The sequence below is a fragment of the Enterobacter sp. BNK-13 genome (assembly GCF_048685015.1).
Lineage (GTDB): Bacteria > Pseudomonadota > Gammaproteobacteria > Enterobacterales > Enterobacteriaceae > Enterobacter > Enterobacter quasiroggenkampii.
Genome location: NZ_JBLQTP010000001.1, coordinates 3,615,303 through 3,640,155, shown reverse-complemented (window position 1 = coordinate 3,640,155; position 24,853 = coordinate 3,615,303). Strand labels below are relative to the sequence as shown.

22 protein-coding genes are annotated in these 24,853 nt (G+C 58.6%); 13 read left to right on the top strand and 9 right to left on the bottom strand.

Annotated elements, in window-relative coordinates:
• Nucleotides 1-51: 51 nt before the first annotated feature.
• The gene (locus tag ACMGGQ_RS17470; RefSeq protein ID WP_420290339.1) at nucleotides 52-2,193 is read right to left on the bottom strand and encodes a TonB-dependent siderophore receptor; all 2,142 of its coding nucleotides are present in this window, start codon (nucleotides 2,191-2,193) and stop codon (nucleotides 52-54) included.
• A gap of 382 nt (nucleotides 2,194-2,575) precedes the next feature.
• On the opposite strand from ACMGGQ_RS17470, the gene ACMGGQ_RS17465 reads away from it, so the two are divergent.
• From ACMGGQ_RS17465 to ACMGGQ_RS17445, 5 genes are read left to right on the top strand one after another with little or no spacing between them, the layout of a single operon-like run.
• Entirely contained in the window at nucleotides 2,576-3,388 is an 813-nt protein-coding gene (locus ACMGGQ_RS17465; protein ID WP_063622597.1) for an ATP-binding cassette domain-containing protein, read from the top strand.
• Nucleotides 3,385-4,368 carry a FecCD family ABC transporter permease gene (locus tag ACMGGQ_RS17460; protein ID WP_420290338.1) on the top strand — a complete coding sequence of 328 codons (984 nt, stop codon included), beginning with the start codon at nucleotides 3,385-3,387 and terminating at the stop codon, nucleotides 4,366-4,368. The genes ACMGGQ_RS17465 and ACMGGQ_RS17460 overlap by 4 nt, the downstream gene beginning before the upstream one ends.
• The gene (locus ACMGGQ_RS17455) at nucleotides 4,365-5,405 is read left to right on the top strand and encodes a FecCD family ABC transporter permease (protein ID WP_420290337.1); all 1,041 of its coding nucleotides are present in this window, start codon (nucleotides 4,365-4,367) and stop codon (nucleotides 5,403-5,405) included. Before ACMGGQ_RS17460 ends, ACMGGQ_RS17455 begins: the two co-directional genes overlap by 4 nt.
• Before the next feature lie 9 nt (nucleotides 5,406-5,414).
• Entirely contained in the window at nucleotides 5,415-6,365 is a 951-nt protein-coding gene (locus ACMGGQ_RS17450) for an iron-siderophore ABC transporter substrate-binding protein (RefSeq protein WP_420290336.1), read from the top strand.
• Nucleotides 6,362-7,249, top strand: a complete 888-nt coding sequence (locus ACMGGQ_RS17445) for a MurR/RpiR family transcriptional regulator (RefSeq protein WP_032664435.1) — start codon at nucleotides 6,362-6,364, stop codon at nucleotides 7,247-7,249. The genes ACMGGQ_RS17450 and ACMGGQ_RS17445 overlap by 4 nt, the downstream gene beginning before the upstream one ends.
• 96 nt (nucleotides 7,250-7,345) lie before the next feature.
• On the opposite strand, the gene ACMGGQ_RS17440 is transcribed toward ACMGGQ_RS17445, so the two are convergent.
• From ACMGGQ_RS17440 to qseB, 4 genes are all read right to left on the bottom strand, one after another.
• Nucleotides 7,346-7,660: a putative quinol monooxygenase gene (locus ACMGGQ_RS17440; RefSeq protein ID WP_008502984.1), complete on the bottom strand. Its 315-nt coding sequence runs from the start codon at nucleotides 7,658-7,660 to the stop codon at nucleotides 7,346-7,348.
• A 31-nt stretch (nucleotides 7,661-7,691) separates the two neighbouring features.
• Nucleotides 7,692-8,273 carry an NAD(P)H-dependent oxidoreductase gene (locus tag ACMGGQ_RS17435; RefSeq protein ID WP_024906501.1) on the bottom strand — a complete coding sequence of 194 codons (582 nt, stop codon included), beginning with the start codon at nucleotides 8,271-8,273 and terminating at the stop codon, nucleotides 7,692-7,694.
• Nucleotides 8,274-8,378: 105 nt separating this feature from the next.
• The gene (qseC, locus tag ACMGGQ_RS17430) at nucleotides 8,379-9,728 is read right to left on the bottom strand and encodes a quorum sensing histidine kinase QseC (protein ID WP_420290335.1); all 1,350 of its coding nucleotides are present in this window, start codon (nucleotides 9,726-9,728) and stop codon (nucleotides 8,379-8,381) included.
• Nucleotides 9,725-10,384, bottom strand: a complete 660-nt coding sequence (qseB, locus tag ACMGGQ_RS17425) for a quorum sensing response regulator transcription factor QseB (RefSeq protein ID WP_023326078.1) — start codon at nucleotides 10,382-10,384, stop codon at nucleotides 9,725-9,727. The genes qseC and qseB overlap by 4 nt, the downstream gene beginning before the upstream one ends.
• Before the next feature lie 138 nt (nucleotides 10,385-10,522).
• Here qseB and ACMGGQ_RS17420 point away from each other — a divergent pair, with 138 nt between their 5' ends.
• The 5 genes from ACMGGQ_RS17420 (at nucleotide 10,523) to ACMGGQ_RS17400 (ending at nucleotide 17,990) form a co-directional block, all read left to right on the top strand.
• Entirely contained in the window at nucleotides 10,523-10,918 is a 396-nt protein-coding gene (locus ACMGGQ_RS17420) for a YgiW/YdeI family stress tolerance OB fold protein (RefSeq protein ID WP_420290334.1), read from the top strand.
• A 118-nt stretch (nucleotides 10,919-11,036) separates the two neighbouring features.
• Complete coding sequence (gene parC / locus ACMGGQ_RS17415) at nucleotides 11,037-13,295, top strand: DNA topoisomerase IV subunit A (RefSeq protein ID WP_045909972.1); 2,259 nt, start codon at nucleotides 11,037-11,039, stop codon at nucleotides 13,293-13,295.
• Between the two features lie 163 nt (nucleotides 13,296-13,458).
• On the top strand, nucleotides 13,459-14,196 hold the full coding sequence (plsC, locus tag ACMGGQ_RS17410) for a 1-acylglycerol-3-phosphate O-acyltransferase (RefSeq protein ID WP_024906505.1): 738 nt from the start codon (nucleotides 13,459-13,461) through the stop codon (nucleotides 14,194-14,196).
• 58 nt (nucleotides 14,197-14,254) lie between these two features.
• On the top strand, nucleotides 14,255-15,667 hold the full coding sequence (ftsP, locus tag ACMGGQ_RS17405) for a cell division protein FtsP (protein ID WP_045909971.1): 1,413 nt from the start codon (nucleotides 14,255-14,257) through the stop codon (nucleotides 15,665-15,667).
• A 151-nt stretch (nucleotides 15,668-15,818) separates the two neighbouring features.
• The gene (locus ACMGGQ_RS17400; protein WP_262789982.1) at nucleotides 15,819-17,990 is read left to right on the top strand and encodes a YgiQ family radical SAM protein; all 2,172 of its coding nucleotides are present in this window, start codon (nucleotides 15,819-15,821) and stop codon (nucleotides 17,988-17,990) included.
• An 84-nt stretch (nucleotides 17,991-18,074) separates the two neighbouring features.
• Here ACMGGQ_RS17400 and dkgA read toward each other — a convergent pair whose 3' ends face one another.
• A complete protein-coding gene (gene dkgA / locus ACMGGQ_RS17395) occupies nucleotides 18,075-18,902 on the bottom strand; it encodes a 2,5-didehydrogluconate reductase DkgA (protein WP_045909968.1) in 828 nt (275 codons plus the stop codon).
• Nucleotides 18,903-19,007: 105 nt separating this feature from the next.
• Entirely contained in the window at nucleotides 19,008-20,171 is a 1,164-nt protein-coding gene (gene yqhD / locus ACMGGQ_RS17390) for an alcohol dehydrogenase (protein ID WP_024906510.1), read from the bottom strand.
• Nucleotides 20,172-20,365: 194 nt separating this feature from the next.
• On the opposite strand from yqhD, the gene ACMGGQ_RS17385 reads away from it, so the two are divergent.
• Complete coding sequence (locus ACMGGQ_RS17385) at nucleotides 20,366-21,265, top strand: AraC family transcriptional regulator (RefSeq protein WP_045909966.1); 900 nt, start codon at nucleotides 20,366-20,368, stop codon at nucleotides 21,263-21,265.
• 48 nt (nucleotides 21,266-21,313) lie between these two features.
• Here ACMGGQ_RS17385 and yghB read toward each other — a convergent pair whose 3' ends face one another.
• Complete coding sequence (yghB, locus tag ACMGGQ_RS17380) at nucleotides 21,314-21,973, bottom strand: DedA family general envelope maintenance protein YghB (RefSeq protein ID WP_024906512.1); 660 nt, start codon at nucleotides 21,971-21,973, stop codon at nucleotides 21,314-21,316.
• Between the two features lie 143 nt (nucleotides 21,974-22,116).
• Nucleotides 22,117-23,304, bottom strand: coding sequence for a cystathionine beta-lyase (metC, locus tag ACMGGQ_RS17375; RefSeq protein WP_045909965.1), 1,188 nt, complete (start codon nucleotides 23,302-23,304; stop codon nucleotides 22,117-22,119).
• A 251-nt stretch (nucleotides 23,305-23,555) separates the two neighbouring features.
• On the opposite strand from metC, the gene exbB reads away from it, so the two are divergent.
• Nucleotides 23,556-24,287, top strand: coding sequence for a tol-pal system-associated acyl-CoA thioesterase (gene exbB / locus ACMGGQ_RS17370; protein WP_021242115.1), 732 nt, complete (start codon nucleotides 23,556-23,558; stop codon nucleotides 24,285-24,287).
• A 4-nt stretch (nucleotides 24,288-24,291) separates the two neighbouring features.
• Nucleotides 24,292-24,717: a TonB system transport protein ExbD gene (gene exbD, locus ACMGGQ_RS17365; protein ID WP_045909964.1), complete on the top strand. Its 426-nt coding sequence runs from the start codon at nucleotides 24,292-24,294 to the stop codon at nucleotides 24,715-24,717.
• The last annotated feature ends 136 nt before the right edge of the window (nucleotides 24,718-24,853 follow it).

Here is a 24,853-nt window from a genome sequence, read left to right as displayed (position 1 = left end):
CTCGCCCCTTTGGGGAGAGGGTTAGGGTGAGGGGAACACCCCGCACTGACATCAAAACTCCATCTTCACCGTAAACTGCACTTCGCGCGGGTCGCCAATCTGGTTGCCCAGGTTGTTGGTCGCAATGGACGACGTGTAGTAGGTCTTATCAAACAGGTTCTTCACGTTCACCTGCAGCGTCACCGGATACTGCAGCTTCATCTTATACGCCGCAAACGCATCCGCCACAAAATAGCCCGGCAGATAATAATCCGCGCCGTTGGTCGCGGAACGACGGCTCACGCCGTGCCCCCCGCCGCCCAGCGTCAGGGTATTCCCGGCAAACGCATTATGAATGTCGTAGGTCAGGAACAGTGAGCCGGTGTGGCGCGGCACGTTCGGCAACGGTTTGCCCGCGTAGTCCGGGTCTTCCAGCACCTTCGCGTCGGTATACCCGTAGCTGGCGATGATATTGGTGTTCTCGGTCAGCGATCCGGCAAGATCCACCTCCACGCCCTGGGAGCGCACGCGGCCCGCGGTTTTGGCGATGGTTTCACCCCCCACGCTTTCGTTGTACAGCACGTTGCGTTTGTGAATATCAAACAGCGCGATATTGGCCGTAACCCCGTCGAACAGGTCGAACTTCGCGCCCACTTCGTAAGCATTCGACGTTTCCGGCGGCAGGTCGCCGATGTAGCTCGCAATGGACGACTGCGGCATAAACGTCTGCGAGTAGTTGGCAAACAGTGAGACGGATGGCGTGAGCTTATAGACCAGCCCCAGCTTTGGCGTCCACTGTTCGTCGCGGCTGTCGGTGTTGACGTTGAACGGACGGCCTTTGCCCGCGTACTGGGTGTAATACTGATAGCGCATCCCGGCGACGGCGATCCACTTATCGGTCAGGTACAGGGCATCCTGCGCGTACGCAGAGTAGCTTTCCTGCTTGAGCGTCTGGTCGCTGTCGGACGCCGACACGGTGGTGCATTTGCCGAGATGGCCATACGTCGGGTGATAGATATTGAAATCCTTGACGTTTTTACAGCGCATCATGTCCGTGCGCAACAGATCGTAATTCTCATACGACACGCCGGTCAGGATCTCATTGTAAAAGCCCGCAATATCCACATTCCCCTGCAGATCCGCGCGGGTGCTGTGCATGCGCTGGGTCGAGCCCTGAGTCGCATCCACGCGGCGGGTCAGGTTGCCGGTTTTTGCATCGTAGGCCATCACGCGGGCCTGGTTATCGCTGTATTTGTCCTGGCTGTAGCTGTAGTCGAACTTCGCGGTCCACTGGCTGTTAAGACGGTATTCCGCGTTGAGCTGAGCGAGGTCGGACTGCCCGTCGGTGATGTTAAACGGTTCGTCAAAGCGGGTTTTGCGATCGACATCAACGGCCTTTTTGGTGTTGAGATCGAAGATCGTACCGCGATCGAACGGCGTCTTATAATCGCGATGTGAATAGAGCACGGTCACGGTGGCATCGTCGCCGAACCAGGTGAGCGACGGGGCGATAAAGGTGCTGCGTTCGTTGCCAAAATTACGCCAGTAATCTTCGTCCTGATACTCACCCGTGAGGCGATACGCCAGGCGCGTGCCGTCGATCGGGCCGGTCACATCGACCTGTCCGGTGCCGCCGCCAAAGCTGGAAGAGGTGGCGGAAAGGGAACCGCCGAAGGTCTTCTCCGGGCGTTTGGTGACGACGTTAATCAGGCCGCCCGGATCGAGAATGCCGTAAAGCGTGGAGGCCGGGCCTTTCAGCACCTCCACGCGCTCGGTGGCGGCGTTAAAGCTGCGCGGCAGGACGGTGCGCAGGCCGTTGGTCATGATTGACCCGTCGCGGTTCGCGCCAAACCCGCGGCGCACAAAGGCATCCTGCGTACCGCCCAGGGTATTGGTCTGCACTACGTTGCTGACGTTATAGAGCGCCTCATCCAGCGTGGTGGCGTGCTGATCCTGCAGCACGTTATCGCTGACGGTATTGACCACCTGCGGGATATCCAGCATCGGCATGTTGGTCAGCGTTGCGGTAGAGGTGTTCAGCGGCTGGTAGCCGTTGGTGGCTTCCGCCGGAGTATTTGGAGCGGCGGTGACGGTAAGCGTTTCGCCGTCTTTAGCCGCGGTGGTGTCTGCTGCCTGCGCCAGCGGCGCCATAAACAGCAGTGAAAAGAGCGCGCGCCCTTTTATCCCTGAGAGTGAAGGTGTGAACGTAGCCATTACATCTGTTATCCCGAAATATCCCGCGAATGCGTTCGCGGCAAACTGTGTGAGTCATTGCCCTTTACGGTCTGCCCGTTAGCCGGAAGTGGCATCGGACATGTAATTGAGAATCATTCAATCATGCGGGAATGTAGTAGTAAATGGAAAAAAGAAAAAATCGACTACAGCAGTTAACCGCGTACGTAAGCGCAGCGGGTTGATGTTTAACTCATTGAAATAAATGTTTTTAAAAGCCTTGATGGACTCATTTTTTCTCTGGTTTACCCCTGGTTTTTTCAGGGTGTTTCTTCGCTTGACTACTACATGGCGCGGCGTCAAACTCTCAAAAGAGAATGAGTTTTATTTTTATTTGTTGGTTTTTCATTACGTTGGCGTTCACGTGGCTCACAACACACACAAACCGGGTCTGGTTCTGGAGAACCTCTCTGCGGGCTATCAGAAAAAAATCATCGTTGATGATATCTCCCTTGCGATCCCTCAGCAGAAAATGACGGTGCTGGTCGGGGCGAACGGCTGTGGAAAATCCACGCTGTTGAGCACTATCGCGCGGCTGCTGCAGCCGCTTGGGGGAACCGCGCTGCTGGACGGTAAAGCCATTCATGAGCAGCCTACCAAAGCGGTCGCCCGTCAGCTTGGCATTCTCCCGCAGTCGCCGCTGCTGCCGGAAGGGTTAACCGTTTTTGAACTGGTCTCGCGCGGGCGTTTTCCCTGGCAAAACGTTATGCGTCAGTGGAGCGACGAGGACGAGCGGGCGGTGGAAGAGGCCCTGCGGCTGACCGGCACGGCAGAGTTTGCCCATATGCCGGTGGAAAGCTTATCCGGCGGCCAGCGTCAGCGCTGCTGGATCGCCATGGCGCTGGCGCAGCAAACGCCGTATATCCTGCTTGACGAGCCGACGACGTACCTCGATCTTCGCTATCAGGTGGAGATCCTCGAGCTTCTGCATACGCTGACGCGTGAGCACGGGCGTACCGTCGTGGTGGTGCTGCACGATCTCAACTTTGCCGTGAACTACGGTGATTCACTGGTCTTTTTACGCCAGGGGAAAGTCGAGGGGGTGTTACATGAAGGCGACGCCTGCACGCCGGAGCTGATCAAAGCGGTGTTTGATGTGGACGTGCATATGTCCATCAACCCCTTGACCGGCAAACCGTTCTTTATGCCGTTTCGCCAGAGCCTTGAACACCCATGATGCGCGCTTCTCTCGCCTTCCTGATTTTTACATTGCTGCTGGCGCTGGGCGCGATTGTGCATCTCGGTATCGGGGCGCGGTTTATCCCTCCTCGGACGGTAGTCGAGGCATTCTTTCACTTCGATCCGCGCAATTTCGACCATAACATCATCATCAGACTACGACTGCTGCGCCTCTGCACCGCAATGGTGACAGGCGCCGCGCTCGGCGTGGCGGGCGTGCTGCTGCAGTCCGTGATCCGCAACCCGCTCGGCGAGCCGCATATTCTGGGGCTCAACGCCGGGGCAGCGCTGGCGGTGGTGATCGCCAGCGCGTTTGGGCTTTCGCTGCCGTTTGGTCGCCCGCTGATTGCCGCCGTCGGTGCCGCCGCGCTGTTTCTGCTGGTGCTGATGTTCTCCTCGACCGGTCGTACCGGGCTCACGCCGATGAAGGTCACCCTGTGCGGCGTGGCGATGTCGGCGTTTGCCTCGTCGATTACCGCCGCGGTGTTAATCCTGGATGAACAGACGCTGCTCTCTCTGCGCACCTGGCTGGCAGGTGATATCGCCGGAGTCAACGCGCAGATGCTCCAGAGTGCCCTGTGGGCTGCAGCAGCCGGTTTTATTCTTGCTATCGGGCTGTCGCCCTCGCTCAACATGCTGGCGCTGGGCGACAGAATGGCGCAGGGGCTTGGCGTGTCGCTGCTGAAAACCCGCCTCCTTGCCCTGCTGGCCATCGCGCTGCTCTGCGGCGCGGCCGTCTCCCTCGCCGGACCGATTGGCTTTATCGGCCTTGTGGTGCCGCAGCTCATCCGCCGTCTGGTGTCGGTCGATTTGCGCGTGATGGTGCCGCTGTCGGCCCTGTGCGGCGCGCTGGTGTTGCTGCTGGCGGATATCGCTGCCCGCACGCTGCTTACCCCCTGGGAGCTGGCAACCGGCATCATGACGGCCCTGGTCGGCGCGCCCGTGTTCATCTTTATGGCGTCGAGGATGTTCAAATGAACCGGGCCGGACTCCGCGCGATCCGCGTTGGCCACCTGTCGGCGCTGATTCGCCCGAAAGCGCTGGCGTACCTGTCGCTTTTCGTGCTGGCGGCGCTAAGCCTGCTGGGCTTTGGCCTGACGCACGGTTCTCTGCCCATTCCAACCTCCGCCATCGGGCGCGCGCTGTTTTCGCCTGAAAGTCTGACGAAGGAGACGCGCTACGTCGTGATGGATATCCGCCTGCCGCGCCTGCTGATGGCGGTGCTGTGCGGCGCGATGCTCGGCATGGCGGGGGCGGCGATGCAGTCCATCACCCGCAACGGTCTGGCTGACCCGGGGCTTATCGGCGTGAAGGAGGGCTGTAGCGCGGCGGTACTGCTGCTGATTTTTCAGTTCCCGGCGCTGAGCCTGGCCTGGCGTCCGCTGGTCGGCATGGCCGGTGGGCTGCTCACCGCGCTGCTGGTGATCGTCCTGGCGCGCGATATCTCGCGCCCGCGGTTCATCCTGATCGGCATCGGCGTGTCGTGGGCGTTTGCCGCAGCGATGGGCGTCTTTATGACCACCGCTGACGTGCGTGACGTGCAGACGGCGATGCTGTGGCTGGCGGGAAGCCTGCATGCGGCAAACTGGACGCTGGTGGGCCTGGCCGCACTCTGGGCCGCCCCCGCGTTTGCGCTGCTGCTGTTTACCGCCCGGGCCGCGGACGTGGCGTTGCTCGGCAATCAGGCCGCTACGGGCCTTGGCGTGCGCACAACCCGGCTGGCGCTGCTGCGGGTTCTCGCTCCGGTGGTGCTGACGGCGGCCTGCGTCTCCTGCGTGGGCAGCATTGGCTTCGTGGGGCTGATTGCCCCGCACATGGCGCGCCTGCTGCTGCGCGGTGGGCAAACCGCGCTCCTGACGGGAAGCGCCGTGCTGGGGGCGCTGCTGGTGCTGCTGGCGGATAACGTCGGACGTCTGGCATTCCTCCCGCTGCAGCTGCCGGCGGGAATTGTGATTTCATTGATTGGCGGACCGTTTTTCCTGCTGCTGCTCTGGCAGCGTCGGGACAGATTTTAGGGGACTATGATGCGCGTACTGTTTTCGATGCTGTTGCTGGTGGGGTTCGCGGTGAGCGCGGCGGAGCCGACGCAGGTATTTACCGACGATTTGGGACGCAAGGTGGTTGTGCCGGTTCATCCGAAGCGGATTGTTTCCTTACACGACCTGGATATCACCATTCCGCTGATTGAGCTTGGCGTGCCGCCGGTGGCGAGCCATGGCCGCACGCGGCCGGACGGCAGCCACTTTCTGCGCTCCAGCGGCATGTTAACCGGCGTCGACTTCGATAATTCCGATATCAAATTTATCGGCACGGCCGATATCGACATCGAAGCCATCGCCGCCGCAAAACCTGACCTGATCGTTACCGAGCCGACCCGCAACACCCCGGTGGAACAGCTGGCGAAAATTGCCCCGACGGTGAGCATCGATCATCTCGACGGCGGCGCGCCGGAAATCTACCGCAAGCTGGCGCAGCTCACGGGCACGCAGGCAAGGCTAAACATTCTGGAACGCCGCTATCAGGAACAAATCAAGGCGCTGAAGGCGACCATCGACACGCGCAAAATCACCGTGTCGGTGATTCAGGCTAATCAGGGGAAAATCAACGCTATGCACAGTTACCACTCGCTGGGCCGCGTGCTGCGTGACGCCGGTTTCACCTTCCCGCCACTGATTGAGGCCATCCCGGAAGGGGGGCGGAGCGACGTCAGCGCCGAGCGCCTGCCGGAGCTGGATGCCGATTTCGTCTTCGCGACCTGGCGCGGGGATACGGGCGGTAAACCGCAGGACGAGCTGGCGGCAATGGAGGCGGTCATGCCGGGCTGGTGTCAGTTCCTGACTGCCTGCCGAACCGGGCGCTACGTGCTGATCTCGCGTGAAGAGGCGATCTCGAATTCGTTCGCGTCATTAGGGCTGATGGCCGCGCAGGTGCAGTCGCAGATTGCCGGGCGTCCGCTGCCGGAGGCGTCACGGTGATCCGCAAAGAGAAAGGGCGCGTGGATGTCTATGGCGACCGCTTTCGCGCGCGGGCGCATCAACTGACGCCGCGTCTGCTGCAGGTCGCACGCTATATCCATGACAACCGCGAGGCGGTGATGGAGCAGACCGCCATGGAGATTGCTGCCGTATTGAAAACCTCGGATGCCACGGTGGTCCGCGCCATACAGGCGCTGGGTTTCGCCGGGCTGCGCGATCTCAAGCAGACGCTGGAGCAGTGGTTTGGACCGGTGGTCACCTCCAGCGAAAAGATGTCCACCACGGTGAACACGCTCGCCAGCGACGTCAACGCGAGCATTGATTTCGTGCTGGAGGGACATCAGCACACCTGCGAGGTGTTATCCGAGCCCCACAACCGCTACGCGATGGCGCAGGCGGTCTCACTGCTGGCACAGGCAAGGCAGGTCGCCATATTTGGCATTGGCGCCTCCGGCATTCTGGCGGAGTACACCGCCAGGCTGTTCAGCCGTATGGGGTTACCCGCTACGCCGCTCAACCGTACCGGGATCGGGCTTGCCGAACAGCTGATTGCGCTTCAGCGCGGCGACGTGCTGGTGATGATGGCGCAGAAATCCGCGCACCGGGAGGGGCAAACCACCCTGCGTGAAGCAAAACGTCTGGGCATTCCCACCATCCTGCTGACCAACGCCCTTGATTCGCGTTTCAGTAAGGAGGCCAGCGTGGTGATCCACGTTCCGCGCGGCGGCGAAAAGGGTAAAATCCCGCTCCACGGCACGGTGCTGCTCTGTCTGGAGATGATCATTTTGTCCGTCGCCTCCACCGAGCCGCAGCGCACCATCAAGTCAATGAAGCGCATCAATGAGCTCCATCGCGGGTTAAAACCGGGGAAGAAAAGCAGCTAAAAACAACAAAGCCCGGTGGCGCTAGCGCTTACCGGGCCTACGGTTCAGGTTTTGTAGGCCGGGTAAACGCAGTGCCACCCGGCAAATTCCACGAACTTAAACCCCTTGCTCCAGGATGCGGATGTGGGTTTCCAGCACGTCACCCTTCACCGCGTCGCTCCACGCTTTCATGTGCGCGGTCTGCAGATGCGCTTCAAGATGCGCGACGGTTTCCCACTGCTCAACCATGATGATTGAGTCTGGCGCGGTTGCCTGGAAGCTGGCGTCAGTGGCGGCATCCACCATCGGCGCGTAGCCGTGGCAGCCTTCTTCTTTCAGTACGGTCGGGATAATTTTCGCGAACTGATCCAGCACCGCCTGGCGGTGATGTTGACCTGGACGAGTACGGATTTCTGCGATAACGGTAAGCATGTTTACTACTCCTTTAATTCCAGGCTACCAGTTAAGCAAAAATTTTCGCGAGATGCTTGCGATATTCTGCGATATAGCTCGGGACATCAGGCATTTTAATCACGTCGTTGACGATAAAGGTCGGCAGCGGATCCATGCCCAGGAACTGATTCGCCTTGTGGAACGGCAGGTACGCGCCGTCCACGCCCACGCCTTCGAAGAACTGATCTTTCTCGGTGAAGGCTTCCAGCGGGGCGTTCCAGGTCAGTGACAGCATATATTTTTTGCCCTGAATCAGGCCGCCTGAACCGTATTTTTTGGACGCGTCAGAGCGGGTGCGGCCATCGCTGGCATACAGAGAGCCATGACCTTCGGTGAACACGTCGTCCATGTATTTTTTCACGGTCCACGGCGCGCCCATCCACCAGCCTGGCATCTGCCAGATCACCACGTCAGCCCACAGGAAGTTCTGCACTTCGGCCTTCACGTCGTAGTTACTGTCTGCACGCACGACCTTAACATCATGCCCGGCGTCGCGCAGGAAACCATCCGCGACCTCGGTCAGGGTGTCATTCAGCTGGCCTTTAGAGTGCGCAAATTCTTTTGCACCGTTAATAATCAGAATGTTGCTCATTTTTTGTCCTCGACGATGAGAGTATGCCGGGTATTCTACGCGCGAGGACGGAGCGGAAAAATGAGCAAAATGTGCAAAGTCTTTTGCTGGAGATGCAATAATCCGTTACCAGCTGACCTTCACCTCAAAGCCGCCTTCCGCCGCATTGCTCAGCGAGACGCGCATTCCGTGCAGCGCGGCAATGCGCCTGACGATAGAGAGTCCCAGCCCGCTGCCCGTGGCGTTCTGGCCCGGTGGACGATAAAAACGCTCGCCGATGCGCGCCAGCACCTCGGGGTCAACGCCGGGACCGTTGTCGCGCACGCTAAAGCTACTCGCGTCCAGCGTAACGTCCACCACGCTGCCGCGCGGACTGTAGCGGATGGCATTGTCCAGCAGGTTGCGCACCAGCAGGCTGAGCAGCAGGGGCTGTCCCTGACGCTTGACCTGCGGGGCATGGTTGTTGAGGCGAATATCAATCCCTGCCTGCTGCGCCGGATGCCAGATATCCAGCACCGCCGACTGCAGTAAATCGGCAAGCGTTATCGATTCGACATCGTCCAGGTTGTCCAGCGAGTCCAGACGCGACAGCGTGAGGAGTTGGTCCACCAGCCGGGAAGCGCGGTCGATTCCCGCATGCAGCTGCGCCAGCGCTCTTTCCCGCGCCTGTGGATCGTCCTGCGAGAGCTGCGCCACGTCAGTTTGCACCTTCAGGGCCGCCAGCGGGCTGCGCAGCTCGTGGGCCGCGTCGGACGTAAAGCGGCGCTCGCGCGTCATCATCTCCTGGGTACGCGCGAAGAGGTGATTCAGCGAGTCGAGCAGGGGGCGCACTTCCGTGGGGACGCCCTGAAGCACAAGCGCCTCGGTCGCATCCGGCGAGCGGGAGCGCAGGGTCTGCGCCAGCTTTTTCAGCGGCCTCAGCTCCCGGCTCAGGAGGAGAATTAGCAAGAGCAGCATCACGGGCAGCGCCACCAGCCAGGGCGTGAGCTGCGAGCTGACCACGTCCAGCGCCATATCCTGGCGGTACTCCCACTCCTGACCGACCACCACGCGGTACTTCCCGTCGGGTGAGGTCAGCCACAGGAAACGCCATTCGTCGTTGTCGTCCTGGAGCTGCCCGTTAGCAAACCCGTCGCGGCGATAGTGATACGGAATATCGCGCCCGTTCTCGCCGTCGTTCAGCAGCATTTTGCCGTCGACGGCGTAAATGGCGAAAGCCAGCGCGTCGTCATCGAGACGACCATGCTTCACTTTCTTTGGGATCTCGCGCATCCGTTCGGGGGCGCGGATCTCGTCAAGATCCATCGTCAGCAGCCGTTTGGCAAACAGCATCTGCTGCGTGTCGAAGAGCTTATCCAGCTTGTGGGTGGTCTGCTGCCAGGCCACCAGGCTGGCGGCAAACCATGCCGTCAGGGAGAGCGCTAAAAAGAGGAGCGTCAGGCGCAGCTTCAGGCTCAGGCGTTGCGTCAGCTTCATGCGTCACCCAGGGTATAGCCGATGCCGTGCACGGTGCGGATAAATTCGCTGCCAAGCTTGCGGCGCAGGTGATGAACGTGGACTTCTACCGCGTTGCTGGAGACGTCGTCATCCCAGGTATACAGTTTTTCCTCAATCGTCTTGCGAGGGAGCACGCGGCCTGCATTGCGCATCAGCAGTTCCAGCAGGGCGAACTCTTTCGGCTTCAGCGTCAGCGGTTCACCGTCCAGCGTGGCGACGAGTCGGGTCGGATCGAGCGTAACCTTGCCGTGGCGTAGTTCGCTATGCGTCTGGCCGTGGCTGCGGCGGACCAGCGCCTCAAGGCGGGCACCCACTTCAATCAGCGCGAACGGCTTGCAGAGATAATCATCCGCGCCAAGACGCAGTCCTTCCACGCGCTGGTTAAGTGCATCCCGCGCGGTCAGGATCAATACCGGCTCGCTGCGCCCGCTTTCGCGCCACGCGCGCAGGATGTCCAGACCGTCGATTTCCGGCAGCGTCAGATCCAGCACCACGGCATCGTAGGGCGCAGACGCGAGCGCGGCCTGACCGGTTTTACCGTCGGTAAACCAGTCCACGCTAAAGCCCATTTTGCTTAAACCTGCCCTGATACCGTCGCCGATTAACGTGTCGTCTTCTACCAGTAAAATGCGCATATTCCCTCCTTGATGCCGTCAGTAAACCCTCTGTAAGCGCCTGCTGTACAGCAATAATAAATAAATTTTTCCCTTAAGAAGTTGTTAAGGATTACCCTGTTTAATGGACTGCGAAACCAGATTAAAGGGAGAGTTAATATGAAAAAATTCGCTGCTATTGCCGCCATCATGATGATGACCACTGCCCCCGTTTTTGCCGCGCAGGGCGGATTTAACGGCCCGTCTGCCGCACAGACCCAAACGCAGGCAGGCGGTTTTGTCGATAACGACGCCAACCTCACCACCGCGGTGAAGGTCAAAGAGATGAAGGACGACAGCTGGGTGAAGCTGCGCGGGAACATCACCCAGCGCCTGTCCGATGACCGCTACACCTTCCGTGATGAGACCGGCACGGTGAACGTGGAAATTGACCACAAGCGCTGGAACGGCGTGACCGTCAGCCCTCAGGATAAAGTGGAAATCCAGGGCAAGGTCGATAAAGAGTGGAACGATTTTGAAATCGACGTGAAGCAGGTCATTAAGCTGAACAAATAACCCGGAAAGGGCCGCATAAGCGGCCCTTTTTCTTTGTGACTCAACTCGTCAGATAGGGTAGTATCTGCGGCAATATTGCCTGAAACCCTTCGGTTTCTGAGTTGAGGAATCACACGTAATGAGCGATATGGCAGAGCGCCTCGCGCTACATGAATTCACGGAAAACGCCTACCTGAACTACTCCATGTACGTCATCATGGACAGGGCGTTGCCGTTTATCGGGGATGGCCTGAAGCCCGTTCAGCGCCGCATCGTGTATGCGATGTCCGAGCTGGGGCTCAACGCCACCGCCAAGTTCAAGAAATCCGCCCGTACCGTCGGTGACGTACTGGGTAAATACCATCCGCACGGCGACAGCGCCTGTTATGAAGCGATGGTGCTGATGGCCCAGCCGTTCTCTTACCGCTACCCGCTGGTGGATGGTCAGGGGAACTGGGGTGCGCCGGACGATCCGAAATCCTTCGCGGCGATGCGTTATACCGAATCCCGCCTCTCTAAATATGCCGAAGTGCTGCTGGGCGAGCTGGGGCAGGGGACCGTTGACTGGGTACCGAACTTCGACGGTACGCTGCAGGAGCCGAAGATGCTGCCTGCGCGTCTGCCGAACATCCTGCTGAATGGCACCACCGGGATTGCGGTCGGTATGGCGACGGACATTCCGCCGCACAACCTGCGTGAAGTGGCGAAAGCCGCCATCACCCTGATTGAGCAGCCGAAAGCCTCGCTCGACGATCTGCTGGATATCGTGCAGGGTCCGGATTTCCCGACCGAAGCCGAAATCATCACCTCGCGCGCGGAAATCCGCAAAATCTACCAGAACGGTCGCGGCTCCGTACGCATGCGTGCGGTGTGGAATAAAGAAGACGGCGCCGTAGTCATCACCGCGCTGCCGCATCAGGTTTCCGGTGCCAAAGTGCTGGAGCAGATCGCCTCCCAGATGCGCAATAAAAAGCTGCCGATGGTCGACGACCTGCGCGACGAATCGGACCACGAGAACCCGACCCGTCTGGTGATCGTGCCGCGCTCCAACCGCGTGGACATGGAGCAGGTGATGAACCACCTGTTTGCCACCACCGATCTGGAAAAAAGCTACCGCATCAACCTGAACATGATCGGCCTCGACGGACGCCCGGCGGTGAAAAACCTGCTGGAGATCCTCACCGAATGGCTGACGTTCCGCCGCGATACGGTACGCCGTCGTCTGAACCATCGTCTGGAGAAAGTGCTTAAGCGCCTGCATATCCTTGAAGGTTTGCTGGTGGCGTTCCTCAATATCGACGAGGTGATTGAGATCATCCGTACCGAGGACGAGCCGAAGCCCGCCCTGATGTCGCGCTTTGGCATCAGCGAAACCCAGGCCGAAGCGATCCTTGAACTGAAGCTGCGCCATCTCGCCAAACTGGAAGAGATGAAGATCCGCGGCGAGCAGAACGAACTGGAAAAAGAGCGCGATCAGCTGCAGGCGATCCTCGCGTCCGAACGCAAGATGAATACCCTGCTGAAGAAAGAGCTGCAGGCCGATGCCGACGCGTTTGGCGACGACCGTCGTTCTCCGCTGCACGAGCGCGAAGAAGCGAAGGCGATGAACGAGCACGACATGCAGCCGTCCGAGCCGGTGACCATTGTCCTGTCGCAGAGCGGCTGGGTGCGCAGCGCCAAAGGCCACGATATCGACGCGCCGGGGCTCAGCTACAAAGCGGGCGACAGCTTCAAAGCGGCGGTGAAAGGCAAGAGCAACCAGCCGGTAGCGTTTATCGACTCCACCGGGCGCAGCTACGCGATTGACCCGATCACGCTGCCTTCCGCGCGTGGGCAGGGCGAGCCGCTCACAGGTAAGCTGACGCTGCCGCCGGGCGCGACGGTTGACCATATGCTGATGGAAGCTGATGACCAGAAGCTGCTGCTGGCGTCTGATGCGGGCTACGGCTTTATCTGTACCTTCAACGATCTGGTTTCCCGCAACCGTGCCGGTAAGGCGCTGATTAGCCTGCCGGACAACGCTCACGTGATGGCACCGCTGGTGATCGAGAACGAAAGCGACATGCTGCTGGCTATCACCACCGCCGGACGTATGCTGATGTTCCCGGTCAGCGATCTGCCTGAGCTGTCAAAAGGCAAGGGCAACAAGATCATCAACATCCCGTCGGCGGAGGCCGCGAAAGGCGAAGATGGCCTGGCGCACCTCTTCCTGCTGCCGCCGCAGAGCACGCTGACCATTCACGTCGGCAAGCGCAAAATCAAGCTTCGTCCGGAAGAGCTGCAGAAGGTGGTGGGTGAGCGCGGTCGCCGCGGCTCGCTGATGCGCGGTCTGCAGCGTATCGATCGCGTGGAGATTGACTCTCCTGCACGCAGCGCTGCAGGTGACAGCGAAGAGTAATGTCGTGATATCCCCCTCTGTCCGGAGGGGGAATTTCAATAAAATTTCCCGTAAAATCGTTGTTAATTCGTGCGTTGCGATTAACAATACGCGCTCGTAATAAAGTCCTTACCTGGCCACAGGTGAAGTATAATTGTCAGCTGTTGGGGCTTCAGAGGTCGCTATGCTATATATTGTTCGTCTTATTCTTACCGTTATCTACTGCATTCTGGTCTGTATTTTCGGCTCTATTTATTGCCTGTTCAGCCCGCGTAATCCGAAGCATGTCGCCACCTTTGGCCATATGTTCGGGCGTCTTGCGCCGCTGTTTGGTCTGAAAGTTGAAAAACGTCTGCCGGAAGGGGCGGAGAATTTCGGTAACGCCATCTATATCGCCAACCATCAGAACAACTACGATATGGTGACGGCCTCTAATATCGTGCTTCCACCGACCGTGACGGTGGGCAAAAAAAGCCTGCTGTGGATCCCGTTTTTTGGTCAGCTGTACTGGCTTACCGGTAACCTGCTGATCGACCGTAATAACCGTGCAAAAGCGCACAGCACCATTGCGGAAGTGGTGAATCATTTTAAAAAGCGCAAAATTTCAATCTGGATGTTCCCGGAAGGGACGCGTAGCCGCGGCCGCGGCCTGCTGCCGTTTAAAACCGGTGCGTTTCATGCCGCAATTGCGGCAGGTGTTCCAATTATTCCTGTGTGCGTTTCCAATACTTCGAATAAGATTAATCTTAACCGCCTGAATAACGGGCTGGTGATTGTCGAAATGCTGCCACCCGTCGATACCAGCAAATACGGTAAAGATCAGGTGCGCGAGCTGGCCGCGCACTGCCGTGATCTGATGGCTGAGCATATTGCGCTGCTCGACAAAGAAGTCGCAGAGAGAGAAGCCGCCGGTAAGATTTAATCCGGCGTTGAAGGGAAAACGAATTCCCGCGTTGTTAGTCGTTTCAGATGGAGCTTATATGTCACTCAGTCGGCGTCAGTTTATTCAGGCTTCGGGGATCGCCCTTTGTGCGGGTGCGATGCCGCTGACAGCCAGCGCCGCCGGGCAGCAACAGCCGCTGCCTATTCCGCCACTCATTGAATCCCGTCGCGGTCAGCCGCTTTTCCTGACGCTGCAGCGCAGCCACTGGTCCTTTACCCAGGGGACGCGTGCGCCGGTCTGGGGCATTAACGGACGTTATCTTGGGCCGACCATACGCGTGTGGAATGGCGATGACGTTAAGCTCATCTACAGTAACCGTACCCCTGAAAATGTCGCCATGACCATCAGCGGCCTGCAGGTGCCTGGCCCGCTGATTGGCGGCGCGGCGCGCATGATGTCACCCAGTGCCGACTGGGCGCCCGTTCTGCCGATTCGCCAGAGTGCGGCAACCCTGTGGTATCACGCCAACACGCCTAACCGCACGGCGCAGCAGGTCTATAACGGCCTGGCCGGCATGTGGCTGGTGGAAGATGAAGTCAGCAAATCCCTGCCGATCCCGAACCACTACGGCGTGGATGACTTCCCGATTATCATCCAGGACAAACGTCTGGATAATTTCGGCACGCCGGAATACAGCGAGCCGGGCAGCGGTGGCTTCGTCGGCGATACGCTGCTGGTTAACGGCGCGCAGAGCCCGTATGTCGAAGTGTCCCGTGGCTGGGTGCGCCTGCGCCTGCTCAACGCGTCTAACTCGCGCCGCTATCAGCTGCAGATGAGCGATGGCCGTCCGCTGCACGTGATCTCCGGCGATCAGGGCTTTTTACCGGCGCCGGTGTCCGTCAAACAGTTGGCGCTCGCGCCGGGTGAGCGTCGCGAAATTCTCATTGATATGACCAACGGGGATGAAGTGTCTGTCACCTGCGGTGAAGCGGCCAGCATTGTCGACCGTATTCGCGGGTTCTTTGAACCGTCGAGCATTCTGGTCTCGACCCTGGTGCTGACCCTGCGCCCAACCGGCCTGCTGCCGCTGGTGACCGATAGCCTGCCCATGCGTCTGCTGCCGCAGGAGATCATGAGCGGCTCGCCGGTGCGCAGCCGCGATATCAGCCTGGGCGACGACCCGGGCATCAACGGCGCGCTGTGGGACGTCAACCGCATTGACATCACCGCGCAGCAGGGCACCTGGGAGCGCTGGACGGTGCGTTCAGATATGCCGCAGTCGTTCCATATTGAAGGAGTGTCGTTCCTGATCCGCAACGTCAACGGCGCGATGCCGTTCCCGGAAGATCGAGGCTGGAAAGATACCGTCTGGGTGGACGGCCAGGTGGAACTGTTGGTCTATTACGGCCAGCCTTCGTGGCCGCACTTCCCGTTCCTGTTCCACAGCCAGACGCTGGAGATGATGGACAGGGGTTCGGTGGGACAAATGCTGGTCAACCCGGCGCCGTAAAACGAGTCGGGTGGCGGCTTCGCCTTACCCGACCTACAGCCCCTCAGGCCCGGTAAGCGTAGCGCCACCGGGCAATAAATACCCCTTCATTTCCCACAATGATCCAGCGTATAATCCCCGCCCTTTTGTCTATTTTTTCTTCGGAAGCATTATGAGCGCAATTTCCCTGATCCAGCCGGATCGTGACCTCTTCTCCTGGCCCCAGTACTGGGCGGCCTGCTTTGGACCGGCGCCGTTCCTGCCGATGTCCCGGGAAGAGATGGACCAACTGGGCTGGGACAGCTGCGACATCATTCTGGTCACGGGCGATGCCTATGTTGACCACCCGAGCTTCGGCATGGCCATCTGTGGCCGTATGCTTGAAGCGCAGGGCTTCCGCGTGGGGATCATCTCCCAGCCTGACTGGAACAGCAAAGACGACTTTATGCGTCTGGGTAAACCCAACCTGTTCTTCGGCGTGACCGCAGGTAACATGGACTCGATGATCAACCGCTATACCGCCGACCGTAAGCTGCGCCATGACGACGCCTACACGCCGGATAACGTGGCGGGCAAACGTCCGGATCGCGCGACCCTGGTCTATACCCAGCGCTGCAAAGAAGCCTGGAAAGACGTCCCGGTGATCCTGGGCGGCATCGAAGCGAGCCTGCGTCGTACCGCGCACTACGATTACTGGTCTGATACCGTGCGCCGCTCGGTGCTGGTAGATTCCAAAGCCGACATGCTGATTTACGGAAACGGCGAGCGTCCTCTGGTGGAAGTGGCGCACCGTCTGTCGCAGGGCGAGCCGGTGAGCAGCATCCGCGACGTGCGCAATACCGCGATCATGGTAAAAGAGGCGCTGCCGGGCTGGCGCGGCGTGGATTCCCGCATCATCGATATGCCGGGCAAAATAGACCCGATCCCACATCCGTATGGCGACGATCTGCCGTGTGCGGATAACAAACCGGTAGAACCAAAGAAAGCGGAAGCGAAGGCTATCGTCGTGCAGCCGCCGCGCCCGAAGCCGTGGGAAAAGACCTACGTGCTGCTGCCGTCCTATGAGAAGGTGAAAGCCGACAAGGTGCTCTACGCCCATGCGTCCCGTATTCTGCACCATGAAACCAACCCGGGCTGCGCCCGCGCGCTGATGCAGAAGCACGGCGAGCGCTTTATCTGGATCAACCCGCCGGCCATCCCGCTCTCCACCGAAGAGATGGACAGCGTCTTTGCGCTGCCGTACAAGCGCGTGCCGCACCCGGCGTACGGCAACGCCCGTATCCCGGCGTATGAGATGATCCGCTTCTCGATCAACATCATGCGCGGCTGCTTCGGCGGGTGCTCCTTCTGCTCCATTACCGAGCACGAGGGGCGTATCATTCAGAGCCGTTCGGAAGAGTCGATCATCAACGAGATCGAAGCCATTCGCGACACCGTACCGGGCTTTACCGGCGTGATTTCCGATCTTGGCGGTCCAACCGCGAACATGTATATGCTGCGCTGCAAGTCGCCGCGCGCGGAGCAAACCTGCCGCCGTCTCTCCTGCGTCTATCCGAGCATTTGCGAGCACATGGATACCAACCACGAGCCAACGATTAACCTCTACCGACGCGCGCGCGATCTGAAGGGCATCAAGAAGATCCTCATCGCGTCCGGGGTACGTTATGACATTGCCGTGGAAGATCCGCGCTACATCAAAGAGCTGGCGACGCACCACGTCGGCGGCTATCTGAAGATTGCGCCGGAGCATACCGAAGAAGGCCCGCTGTCGAAGATGATGAAGCCGGGCATGGGCAGCTACGACCGCTTTAAAGAGCTGTTCGACACCTACTCGAAGCAGGCAGGCAAAGAGCAGTATCTGATCCCGTACTTCATCTCCGCGCACCCGGGCACGCGTGATGAGGACATGGTTAACCTGGCGCTGTGGCTGAAGCAGCGCCGCTTCCGCCTGGATCAGGTGCAGAACTTCTATCCGTCACCGCTCGCTAACTCGACGACCATGTATTACACCGGCAAGAACCCGCTGAGTAAGATTGGCTACAAAAGTGAAGAGGTGGTGGTGCCGAAAGGGGATAAACAGCGTCGTCTGCACAAGGCGCTGCTGCGTTACCACGATCCGAAAAACTGGCCGCTGATCCGCCAGGCGCTGGAAGAGATGGGTAAAAAACACCTGATCGGCTCGCGCCGCGACTGTCTGGTACCGGCCCCGACGCTGGAGGAGATGCGCGAAGCGCGTCGCCAGAACCGCAATACGCGCCCGGCGCTGACCAAGCACACGCCGATTGTGCATCAGCGTTCGAACGGTAATTCGAGTGTGAAGAAGCCTGTGAAGCGCAAAGCGTAAATAAAAAACCCCGGCAAGCCGGGGTTTTTTATGTCGACACGTAGGCCGGGTAAGGCGAGGCCGCCACCCGGCTTTTTTACGCGATTACCCGCCAAACTGATCCGGGTCCGGTCCTAAACGCTTGCCCTTATCCAGCTTCGCAATCTCGCCCAGCTCATCTTTGTCCAGCCGGAAATCCCAGACGTCGAAGTTCTCGGCGATGCGCGATGGCGTGACCGATTTCGGGATCACCACCAGGCCGTTGTCCAGATGCCAGCGAATGACGATTTGCGCCGGGCTTTTGCCGTATTTATCCGCCAGTTCGCGGATAATTTTTTGATCGAACACGCCCTGGCCACCCTGCGCCAGCGGACTCCAGGACTCGGTCTGGATTTTATGCGTGGCGTTCCAGGCATGAAGCTGCCGCTGCTGCAGCAGCGGGTGCAGCTCGATCTGGTTAATGACGGGCGCGACGCCCGTCTCGTCAATCAGCCGCTGCAGGTGATGAACCTGGAAGTTACAGACGCCGATACTTTTCACCAGCCCCTCTTTCTGCAGTTCAATCATCCCTTTCCAGGCATCAACGTAATGGTCGATGGCCGGAACCGGCCAGTGCATCAGATACAGGTCGACGAAATCGAGCTGGAGTTTCTCCAGGCTCTCCTGCAGGGCTTCGCGGGGACGCTTTTGATCGTCATTCCACAGTTTCGTGGTGATGAACAACTCATCGCGAGGGACACCGGCGCTGGCCAGTGCGGTACCTACGCCGTCCTCGTTTTTGTACGCGGCGGCGGTGTCAATCGACCGGTAGCCGACCTCCAGGGCTTTATGAATGGCGGAGACGACCTCGTCGTTACCGGCTTTCCATACACCTAGCCCCAACTGGGGCATCACGTTGCCGTCCTGCAGCTTGATTACGGTTTGGTTTGCCATTTTTCCTCCTTCAGGTGCGCATCGCCGGAGGGAGACTCCGGCGATGGGGTGTGCATTAAGTCTGGACGAAATGTCAAAAAACGAAAGTCGGGGGGACAAAAACGCTTAGCGTGCCGCCTCGTAAATACGACGGCTGACGTCCAGCGTGATGTCGCCGTGCTCGCCCAGATGGGTCATGCCGTGCTCTTCAAGTTTCGCCAGCAGGGCAGGGATGGAGCTGCCGTCCAGGCCGTAGCCAGACAGACGCGTTGGCACGCCCAGACCTTCAAAGAAGCTGCGGGTTGCTTCGATGGCAGCATCAATGCGCGCGTCGTCAGAACCCTCGGTAATGTTCCACACGCGCTCGGCGTACTGCAGCAGCTTGGCGCGTTTGGTGTCGCGTTTTTCGTTCCACAGTGCAGGCAGCACAACGGCCAGCGTTTGCGCATGATCCAGACCGTGCATCGCCGTCAGCTCGTGGCCCAGCATGTGGGTCGCCCAGTCCTGCGGCACGCCAGCGCCGATCAGGCCATTCAGCGCCTGTGTAGCCGCCCACATCACGTTGGCGCGAACGTCGTAGTTTTCCGGCTCTTTCAGCGCTTTCGGACCCTCTTCGACGAGCGTCAGCAGAATGCCTTCCGCGAAGCGATCCTGAATTTTGGCATTCACCGGATACGTGACGTACTGCTCAACGGTATGTACAAAGGCATCGACCACGCCGTTCGCCACCTGACGCGCTGGCAGGGTGTAGGTGTAAACCGGATCCAGAATGGCGAACACTGGCTGAACGTGTTCGTTCATGAAGGCCTGCTTGTCACCGGTGGTTTTACGGGAGATCACCGCGCCCTTATTGGATTCAGAACCCGTCGCTGGCAGGGTCAGCACGGATCCCATCGGGATGGCGCTTTTGATGTCGCTGCCGCGGGTTTCCAGGATGTGCCACGGATCGATGCCGTCAGCGTAGTGAGCCGCAGCGGCGATGAATTTGGTACCGTCCAGCACGGAGCCGCCGCCGACTGCCAGCAGGAAGGTGATGTTTTCTTCACGGGCGATTTTTACCGCATTCATCAGCGTTTCGTAGGACGGGTTTGGCTCAATGCCGCCGAACTCACGCACGTCCAGACCGTCCAGCGCGCTGTAAACCTGATCCAGCACGCCGGTTTTTTTCACGCTGCCGCCACCGTAGGTGATCAGCACGCGGGCGTCAGCAGGGATCTGTGCGCGCAGGTCAGCGATAGCGTCTTTACCAAACAGAATGCGGGTTGGGGTGTGGAGATTAAAGTTGTTCATTGCTCGTTCCCTTTAGTGGGTGAAAAACCGTGGTGCGCAGAGGGCGACCTGATGCTGCTCATTGTGGCGATCCGGGGCTACGCCCTCAATGCACATTCCTGCCGATGTCTTGCCCATTTCTACAGAGCGCTGGAGAAAGCGCGGAAAACAACGCACACTGTCAACGTCGAAAACCGCACCCGGAGTAACGCAAGATGAACCGTGAGGCTATCTGCCAGCAGCTCACTGTGCAGATTAAGAGATTGATAGATAATGAAAATCGTGCCAGCGAGCTGCTGCCGGACATTCGCCTGCTCTATGGCACGCAGCCGGGGACGCGCACGCCGGTCATGTACCAGCCGGGCATCGTTTTTCTCTTCTCAGGCCATAAAATTGGCTATATCAACGAGCGCGTGTTCCGCTACGACACCAATGAATATCTGCTTCTGACGGTACCTTTACCCTTTGAATGTGAAACCTTCGCGACAGAGGCGGTTCCGCTGGCGGGTATTCGTGTCAATGTCGACATCCTTCAACTGCAGGAGCTGCTGATGGAGATTGGCGAAGATGAACTCTTCCAGCCTTCGATGGCCTCAAGCGGGATTAACTCGGCGACGCTGTCGGAAGAGATCCTCTGCGCCATTGAGCGTCTGCTGGATGTGATGGAGAGGCCGCTGGACGCGCGCATTCTGGGCAAGCAGATCGTCCGCGAGATTCTCTACCACGTGCTGCTGGGCCCGGGCGGTGGCGCGTTACTCGCCCTGGTGAGCCGACAGACCCACTTCAGCCTGATAAGCCGCGTGCTCAAGCGTATCGAAAGCCAGTACACTGAGAACCTCAGCGTCGACCAGCTGGCGGCGGAAGCGAACATGAGCGTCTCGGCGTTTCACCATAACTTTAAATCGGTAACCAGCACCTCGCCGCTGCAGTACCTCAAAACCTACCGGCTGCATAAGGCGCGGATGCTGATGATCCACGACGGCATGAAGGCCAGCGCGGCGGCGATGCGGGTGGGCTATGAAAGTGCCTCGCAGTTCAGTCGGGAGTTTAAGCGCTATTTCGGCGTCACGCCGGGAGAGGATGCGTCACGTATAAGAACGATGCAGGGAGTCTGACGAAAAACGTAGGCCGGGTAAGCGATAGCGCCACCCGGCTTTATTGAATTATGCGCTGCAGTACTTCTTCTTAATCACCACCGCGATGGTTCCCACCAGACCCGCCACCAGCAGGAACATCGGCAGCACCATCAGGAAGGTCATTACCTGATCTTCGTGGTGTTTCACGAAGGGGATCATATTCAGCGCGTAGCCGAGCGTTGTGACCACGCCAACCCACAGCAGGGCGCTCAGCCAGTTGAAGAACTGGAAGCGGCGGTTCGACAGACCGGAAATGCCCGCCATCGTCGGCAGAAGGGTGCGAACGAACGCGAGGAAACGTCCGGCCAGCAGCGCCAGCAGGCCGTGCCGGTCAAACATGCAGGTCGCGCGCTGATGATATTTATGCGGCAGCTGCGCCAGCCAGCTTTTGACGACGCGCGTGTTCCCCAGCCAGCGGCCCTGCAGATAGCTCAGCCAGCAGCCCAGGCTGGCAGCGGAGGTCAGGATAACCATCGTTGGTGTGAAGTCCATGACGCCTTTACCGATTAACGCCCCGGCAAGTAAAAGCAGGCTGTCACCGGGTAAAAACGAGGCTGGCAGTAATCCATTTTCCAGAAACAGAGTTGCGAACATCACGAAATAGACGATACCGACGACGTGAGGATCCGCCAGCGCGGCAAAATCGTGGTGCCAGAGCGCCGCGATAATATCTTGAATAACAGCCATGGACTTTCCTGTGGAACAGCAGATATAGCGCTATTGTACTCCCTTATTCGCCCGTCGGGTTTGATCCCGGGCGCAACTCATGCAGACTTTTCCGCTTGCGGTGTCCACAAAAGCGTCCAGGGAGTACATTTTCAGCCAGCACTCTACACGATACGCTCGAACCCTGCTGCTAAATCCGCAATCAGATCGTCAACATTTTCTAAACCGATATGCAGTCGAATCAGGGTACCGCTGAAGTCCACGTCGCCACCGGGGCGCAGGGCCGCAATCTGTTCCGGCTGGTTAGCCAGGATCAGGGATTCAAAACCGCCCCACGAGTAGGCCATGCTGAAGAGGGTAAAATTATCCAGATAGCTTGCCAGCTCGTCATTATTCAGCCGTTTTTTCAGCACGAACGAGAACAACCCGCTGCTGCCTGTAAAGTCACGCTGCCAGAATTCATGGCCTTTACTGCCGGGTAGCGCGGGATGATTCACGCGCTCAACCTGCGGATGCTGCGCCAGCCATTCGGCCACCGTCAGGCTGCTTTCATGGTGCTGACGCAGGCGAACGCCCAGCGTGCGAAGTCCGCGGCTGGTCATGTAGGCCGTGTCGGCATCCACCATCTGGCCCATCAGGTAGGCATTTTCACGCAGCTGATCCCAGCAGCGCGCGTTGGAGACCGCCGTGCCAATCATCCCGTCAGAGTGGCCAATCAGGTACTTCGTCGCCGCCTGAATCGAAATATCAATATCGAAGTCCAGCGCTTTGAACAGCACGCCTGCCGCCCAGGTGTTGTCGATCATAACGATCGCCTCTGGCGCTTTACTGCGCACGGCCTTCACGATAGCCGGCACGTCGTGGACTTCCATGGTAAGTGACCCCGGCGATTCTAGGAACACAATGCGCGTGTTTGGCTGAATAAGTTCGGCAATACCTTCACCAATCAGCGGGTCGAACCAGCCGGTCGTCACGCCGAGCTTGCTGAGGATTTTGGTACAGAAGTCCTGGCTGGGTTCATAGGCGGTGTTGGTCATCAGGATATGATCGCCCTGTTCTACAAACGCCAGAATGGTATTGGCGACCGCCGCCGCCCCGCACGGGAACAGCGCGCAGCCTGCGCCGCCTTCCAGCTCGCACATCGCTTCCTGCAGAGAAAAATGGGTTAGCGTGCCGCGACGGCCATAAAACAGCCCGCCTTTTGCGCGGTTGCGCGTGGCGATTTTTTTCTCCTCAACGGTGTCAAATACCAGCGAGGAGGCGCGTTGAATCACGCTGTTAACCGATCCCTGGGTATATTTTTTGCTGCGTCCTGCCTGTACCAGCGTGGTATCAAGATGCTTCGTTGTCATATTCGCTAACCCTGTTTTTATACGTCTGGACGTCCAGACTACCACGATTGGAAAAAACTGCACCCGCAGGCTTATCGAATAAGCAGAAAATATTAGCAAAAAACCGCATAAGAAATTTTTACTGCGTAAGCGCAAGGAAAGTGAACGAAAATTGCGGCACTATGCAAATACTAATGAGAACTACTATCAATTCGACGACGTTTTGATATTATTACGTTCAGATTTTGTGATTTGCGTCCTGGAGATACAGAGTGGGTAATAATTTGATGCAGGCGGATCTCTCCGTTTGGGGCATGTATCAGCATGCTGACATCGTGGTTAAGATTGTGATGATCGGCCTGATTCTGGCGTCCGTTGTCACCTGGGCTATCTTCTTCAGCAAGAGCGCCGAGTTGCTTTCGCAGAAGCGTCGCCTCAAGCGGGAACAGCAACAGCTGGCAGAAGCCCGCTCTCTGGATCAGGCTTCAGATATGACCTCATCCTTCCACGCGAAAAGCCTGACTACCCTGCTGGTGAATGAAGCACAGAACGAGCTGGAACTCTCCGCGGGCAGTGAAGATAACGAAGGCATCAAAGAACGTACCGGTTTCCGTCTGGAGCGTCGCGTGGCGGCCGTTGGCCGACACATGGGGCGCGGCAATGGTTATCTGGCGACGATCGGCGCGATCTCACCGTTTATCGGTCTGTTCGGTACGGTCTGGGGCATCATGAACAGCTTTATCGGTATCGCGCAGACTCAAACCACCAACCTGGCGGTTGTGGCCCCGGGTATCGCAGAAGCGCTGCTGGCGACGGCGATTGGTCTGGTCGCGGCGATTCCGGCGGTGGTTATCTATAACATCTTCGCGCGTATGATTGGCAGCTACAAAGCGACGCTCGGTGACGTTGCCGCGCAGGTACTGCTGCTGCAGAGTCGCGATCTCGACCTGAATGCCAGCGCCGTTAAGCCGGTGCACGCGGCGTCCAAACTGCGCGTGGGTTGATATTATGGCGATGCGTCTAAACGAAAATCTGGACGATAACGGCGAAATGCATGAGATCAACGTGACGCCGTTTATCGACGTCATGCTGGTTCTGCTGATTATCTTCATGGTGGCCGCGCCGCTGGCCACGGTCGACGTGAAGGTGAATCTGCCGGCCTCGTCGAGCCAGCCGCAGCCGCGTCCGGAAAAGCCTGTCTATCTGTCCGTGAAGGCCGATAAATCCATGTTCCTTGGCAATGACCCGGTAACGGCCGACTCTGTCATCCCGGCGCTGGATCAGCTTACCGGCGGTAAGAAAGACACTACGGTCTTCTTCCGTGCGGATAAAACCGTAGATTATGAAACCATGATGAAGGTAATGGACACGCTGCATCAGGCGGGTTACCTGAAGATTGGGCTGGTCGGCGAAGAGAAAGCGGCCAAAAAATAGAACGAAAGCTGGCGAAAGCCAGCTTTTTTGTTTTCTGCCACGCAACATCGTTATTATTTTCTGCTGTATATCCCCATTCTTCATATTTCTTTATCAATAAAGCCAACGTTAATAATGTATTGATAGTTAAGTAAAT

What these genes read in the sequence shown, in the direction of transcription:
- ACMGGQ_RS17435 (WP_024906501.1), bottom strand. Translation starts at nt 8,273, where the DNA reads ATGAGCAACATTCTGATTATTAACGGTGCAAAAGAATTTGCGCACTCT.
- dkgA (WP_045909968.1), bottom strand. Translation starts at nt 18,902, where the DNA reads ATGGCAAACCAAACCGTAATCAAGCTGCAGGACGGCAACGTGATGCCC.
- ACMGGQ_RS17385 (WP_045909966.1), top strand. Translation starts at nt 20,366, where the DNA reads ATGAACCGTGAGGCTATCTGCCAGCAGCTCACTGTGCAGATTAAGAGA.
- ACMGGQ_RS17450 (WP_420290336.1), top strand. Translation starts at nt 5,415, where the DNA reads ATGCGCGTACTGTTTTCGATGCTGTTGCTGGTGGGGTTCGCGGTGAGC.
- ACMGGQ_RS17455 (WP_420290337.1), top strand. Translation starts at nt 4,365, where the DNA reads ATGAACCGGGCCGGACTCCGCGCGATCCGCGTTGGCCACCTGTCGGCG.
- ACMGGQ_RS17400 (WP_262789982.1), top strand. Translation starts at nt 15,819, where the DNA reads ATGAGCGCAATTTCCCTGATCCAGCCGGATCGTGACCTCTTCTCCTGG.
- ACMGGQ_RS17440 (WP_008502984.1), bottom strand. Translation starts at nt 7,660, where the DNA reads ATGCTTACCGTTATCGCAGAAATCCGTACTCGTCCAGGTCAACATCAC.
- metC (WP_045909965.1), bottom strand. Translation starts at nt 23,304, where the DNA reads ATGACAACGAAGCATCTTGATACCACGCTGGTACAGGCAGGACGCAGC.
- ftsP (WP_045909971.1), top strand. Translation starts at nt 14,255, where the DNA reads ATGTCACTCAGTCGGCGTCAGTTTATTCAGGCTTCGGGGATCGCCCTT.
- parC (WP_045909972.1), top strand. Translation starts at nt 11,037, where the DNA reads ATGAGCGATATGGCAGAGCGCCTCGCGCTACATGAATTCACGGAAAAC.
- qseB (WP_023326078.1), bottom strand. Translation starts at nt 10,384, where the DNA reads ATGCGCATTTTACTGGTAGAAGACGACACGTTAATCGGCGACGGTATC.
- yghB (WP_024906512.1), bottom strand. Translation starts at nt 21,973, where the DNA reads ATGGCTGTTATTCAAGATATTATCGCGGCGCTCTGGCACCACGATTTT.
- ACMGGQ_RS17460 (WP_420290338.1), top strand. Translation starts at nt 3,385, where the DNA reads ATGATGCGCGCTTCTCTCGCCTTCCTGATTTTTACATTGCTGCTGGCG.
- yqhD (WP_024906510.1), bottom strand. Translation starts at nt 20,171, where the DNA reads ATGAACAACTTTAATCTCCACACCCCAACCCGCATTCTGTTTGGTAAA.
- ACMGGQ_RS17470 (WP_420290339.1), bottom strand. Translation starts at nt 2,193, where the DNA reads ATGGCTACGTTCACACCTTCACTCTCAGGGATAAAAGGGCGCGCGCTC.
- exbD (WP_045909964.1), top strand. Translation starts at nt 24,292, where the DNA reads ATGGCGATGCGTCTAAACGAAAATCTGGACGATAACGGCGAAATGCAT.
- qseC (WP_420290335.1), bottom strand. Translation starts at nt 9,728, where the DNA reads ATGAAGCTGACGCAACGCCTGAGCCTGAAGCTGCGCCTGACGCTCCTC.
- ACMGGQ_RS17420 (WP_420290334.1), top strand. Translation starts at nt 10,523, where the DNA reads ATGAAAAAATTCGCTGCTATTGCCGCCATCATGATGATGACCACTGCC.
- plsC (WP_024906505.1), top strand. Translation starts at nt 13,459, where the DNA reads ATGCTATATATTGTTCGTCTTATTCTTACCGTTATCTACTGCATTCTG.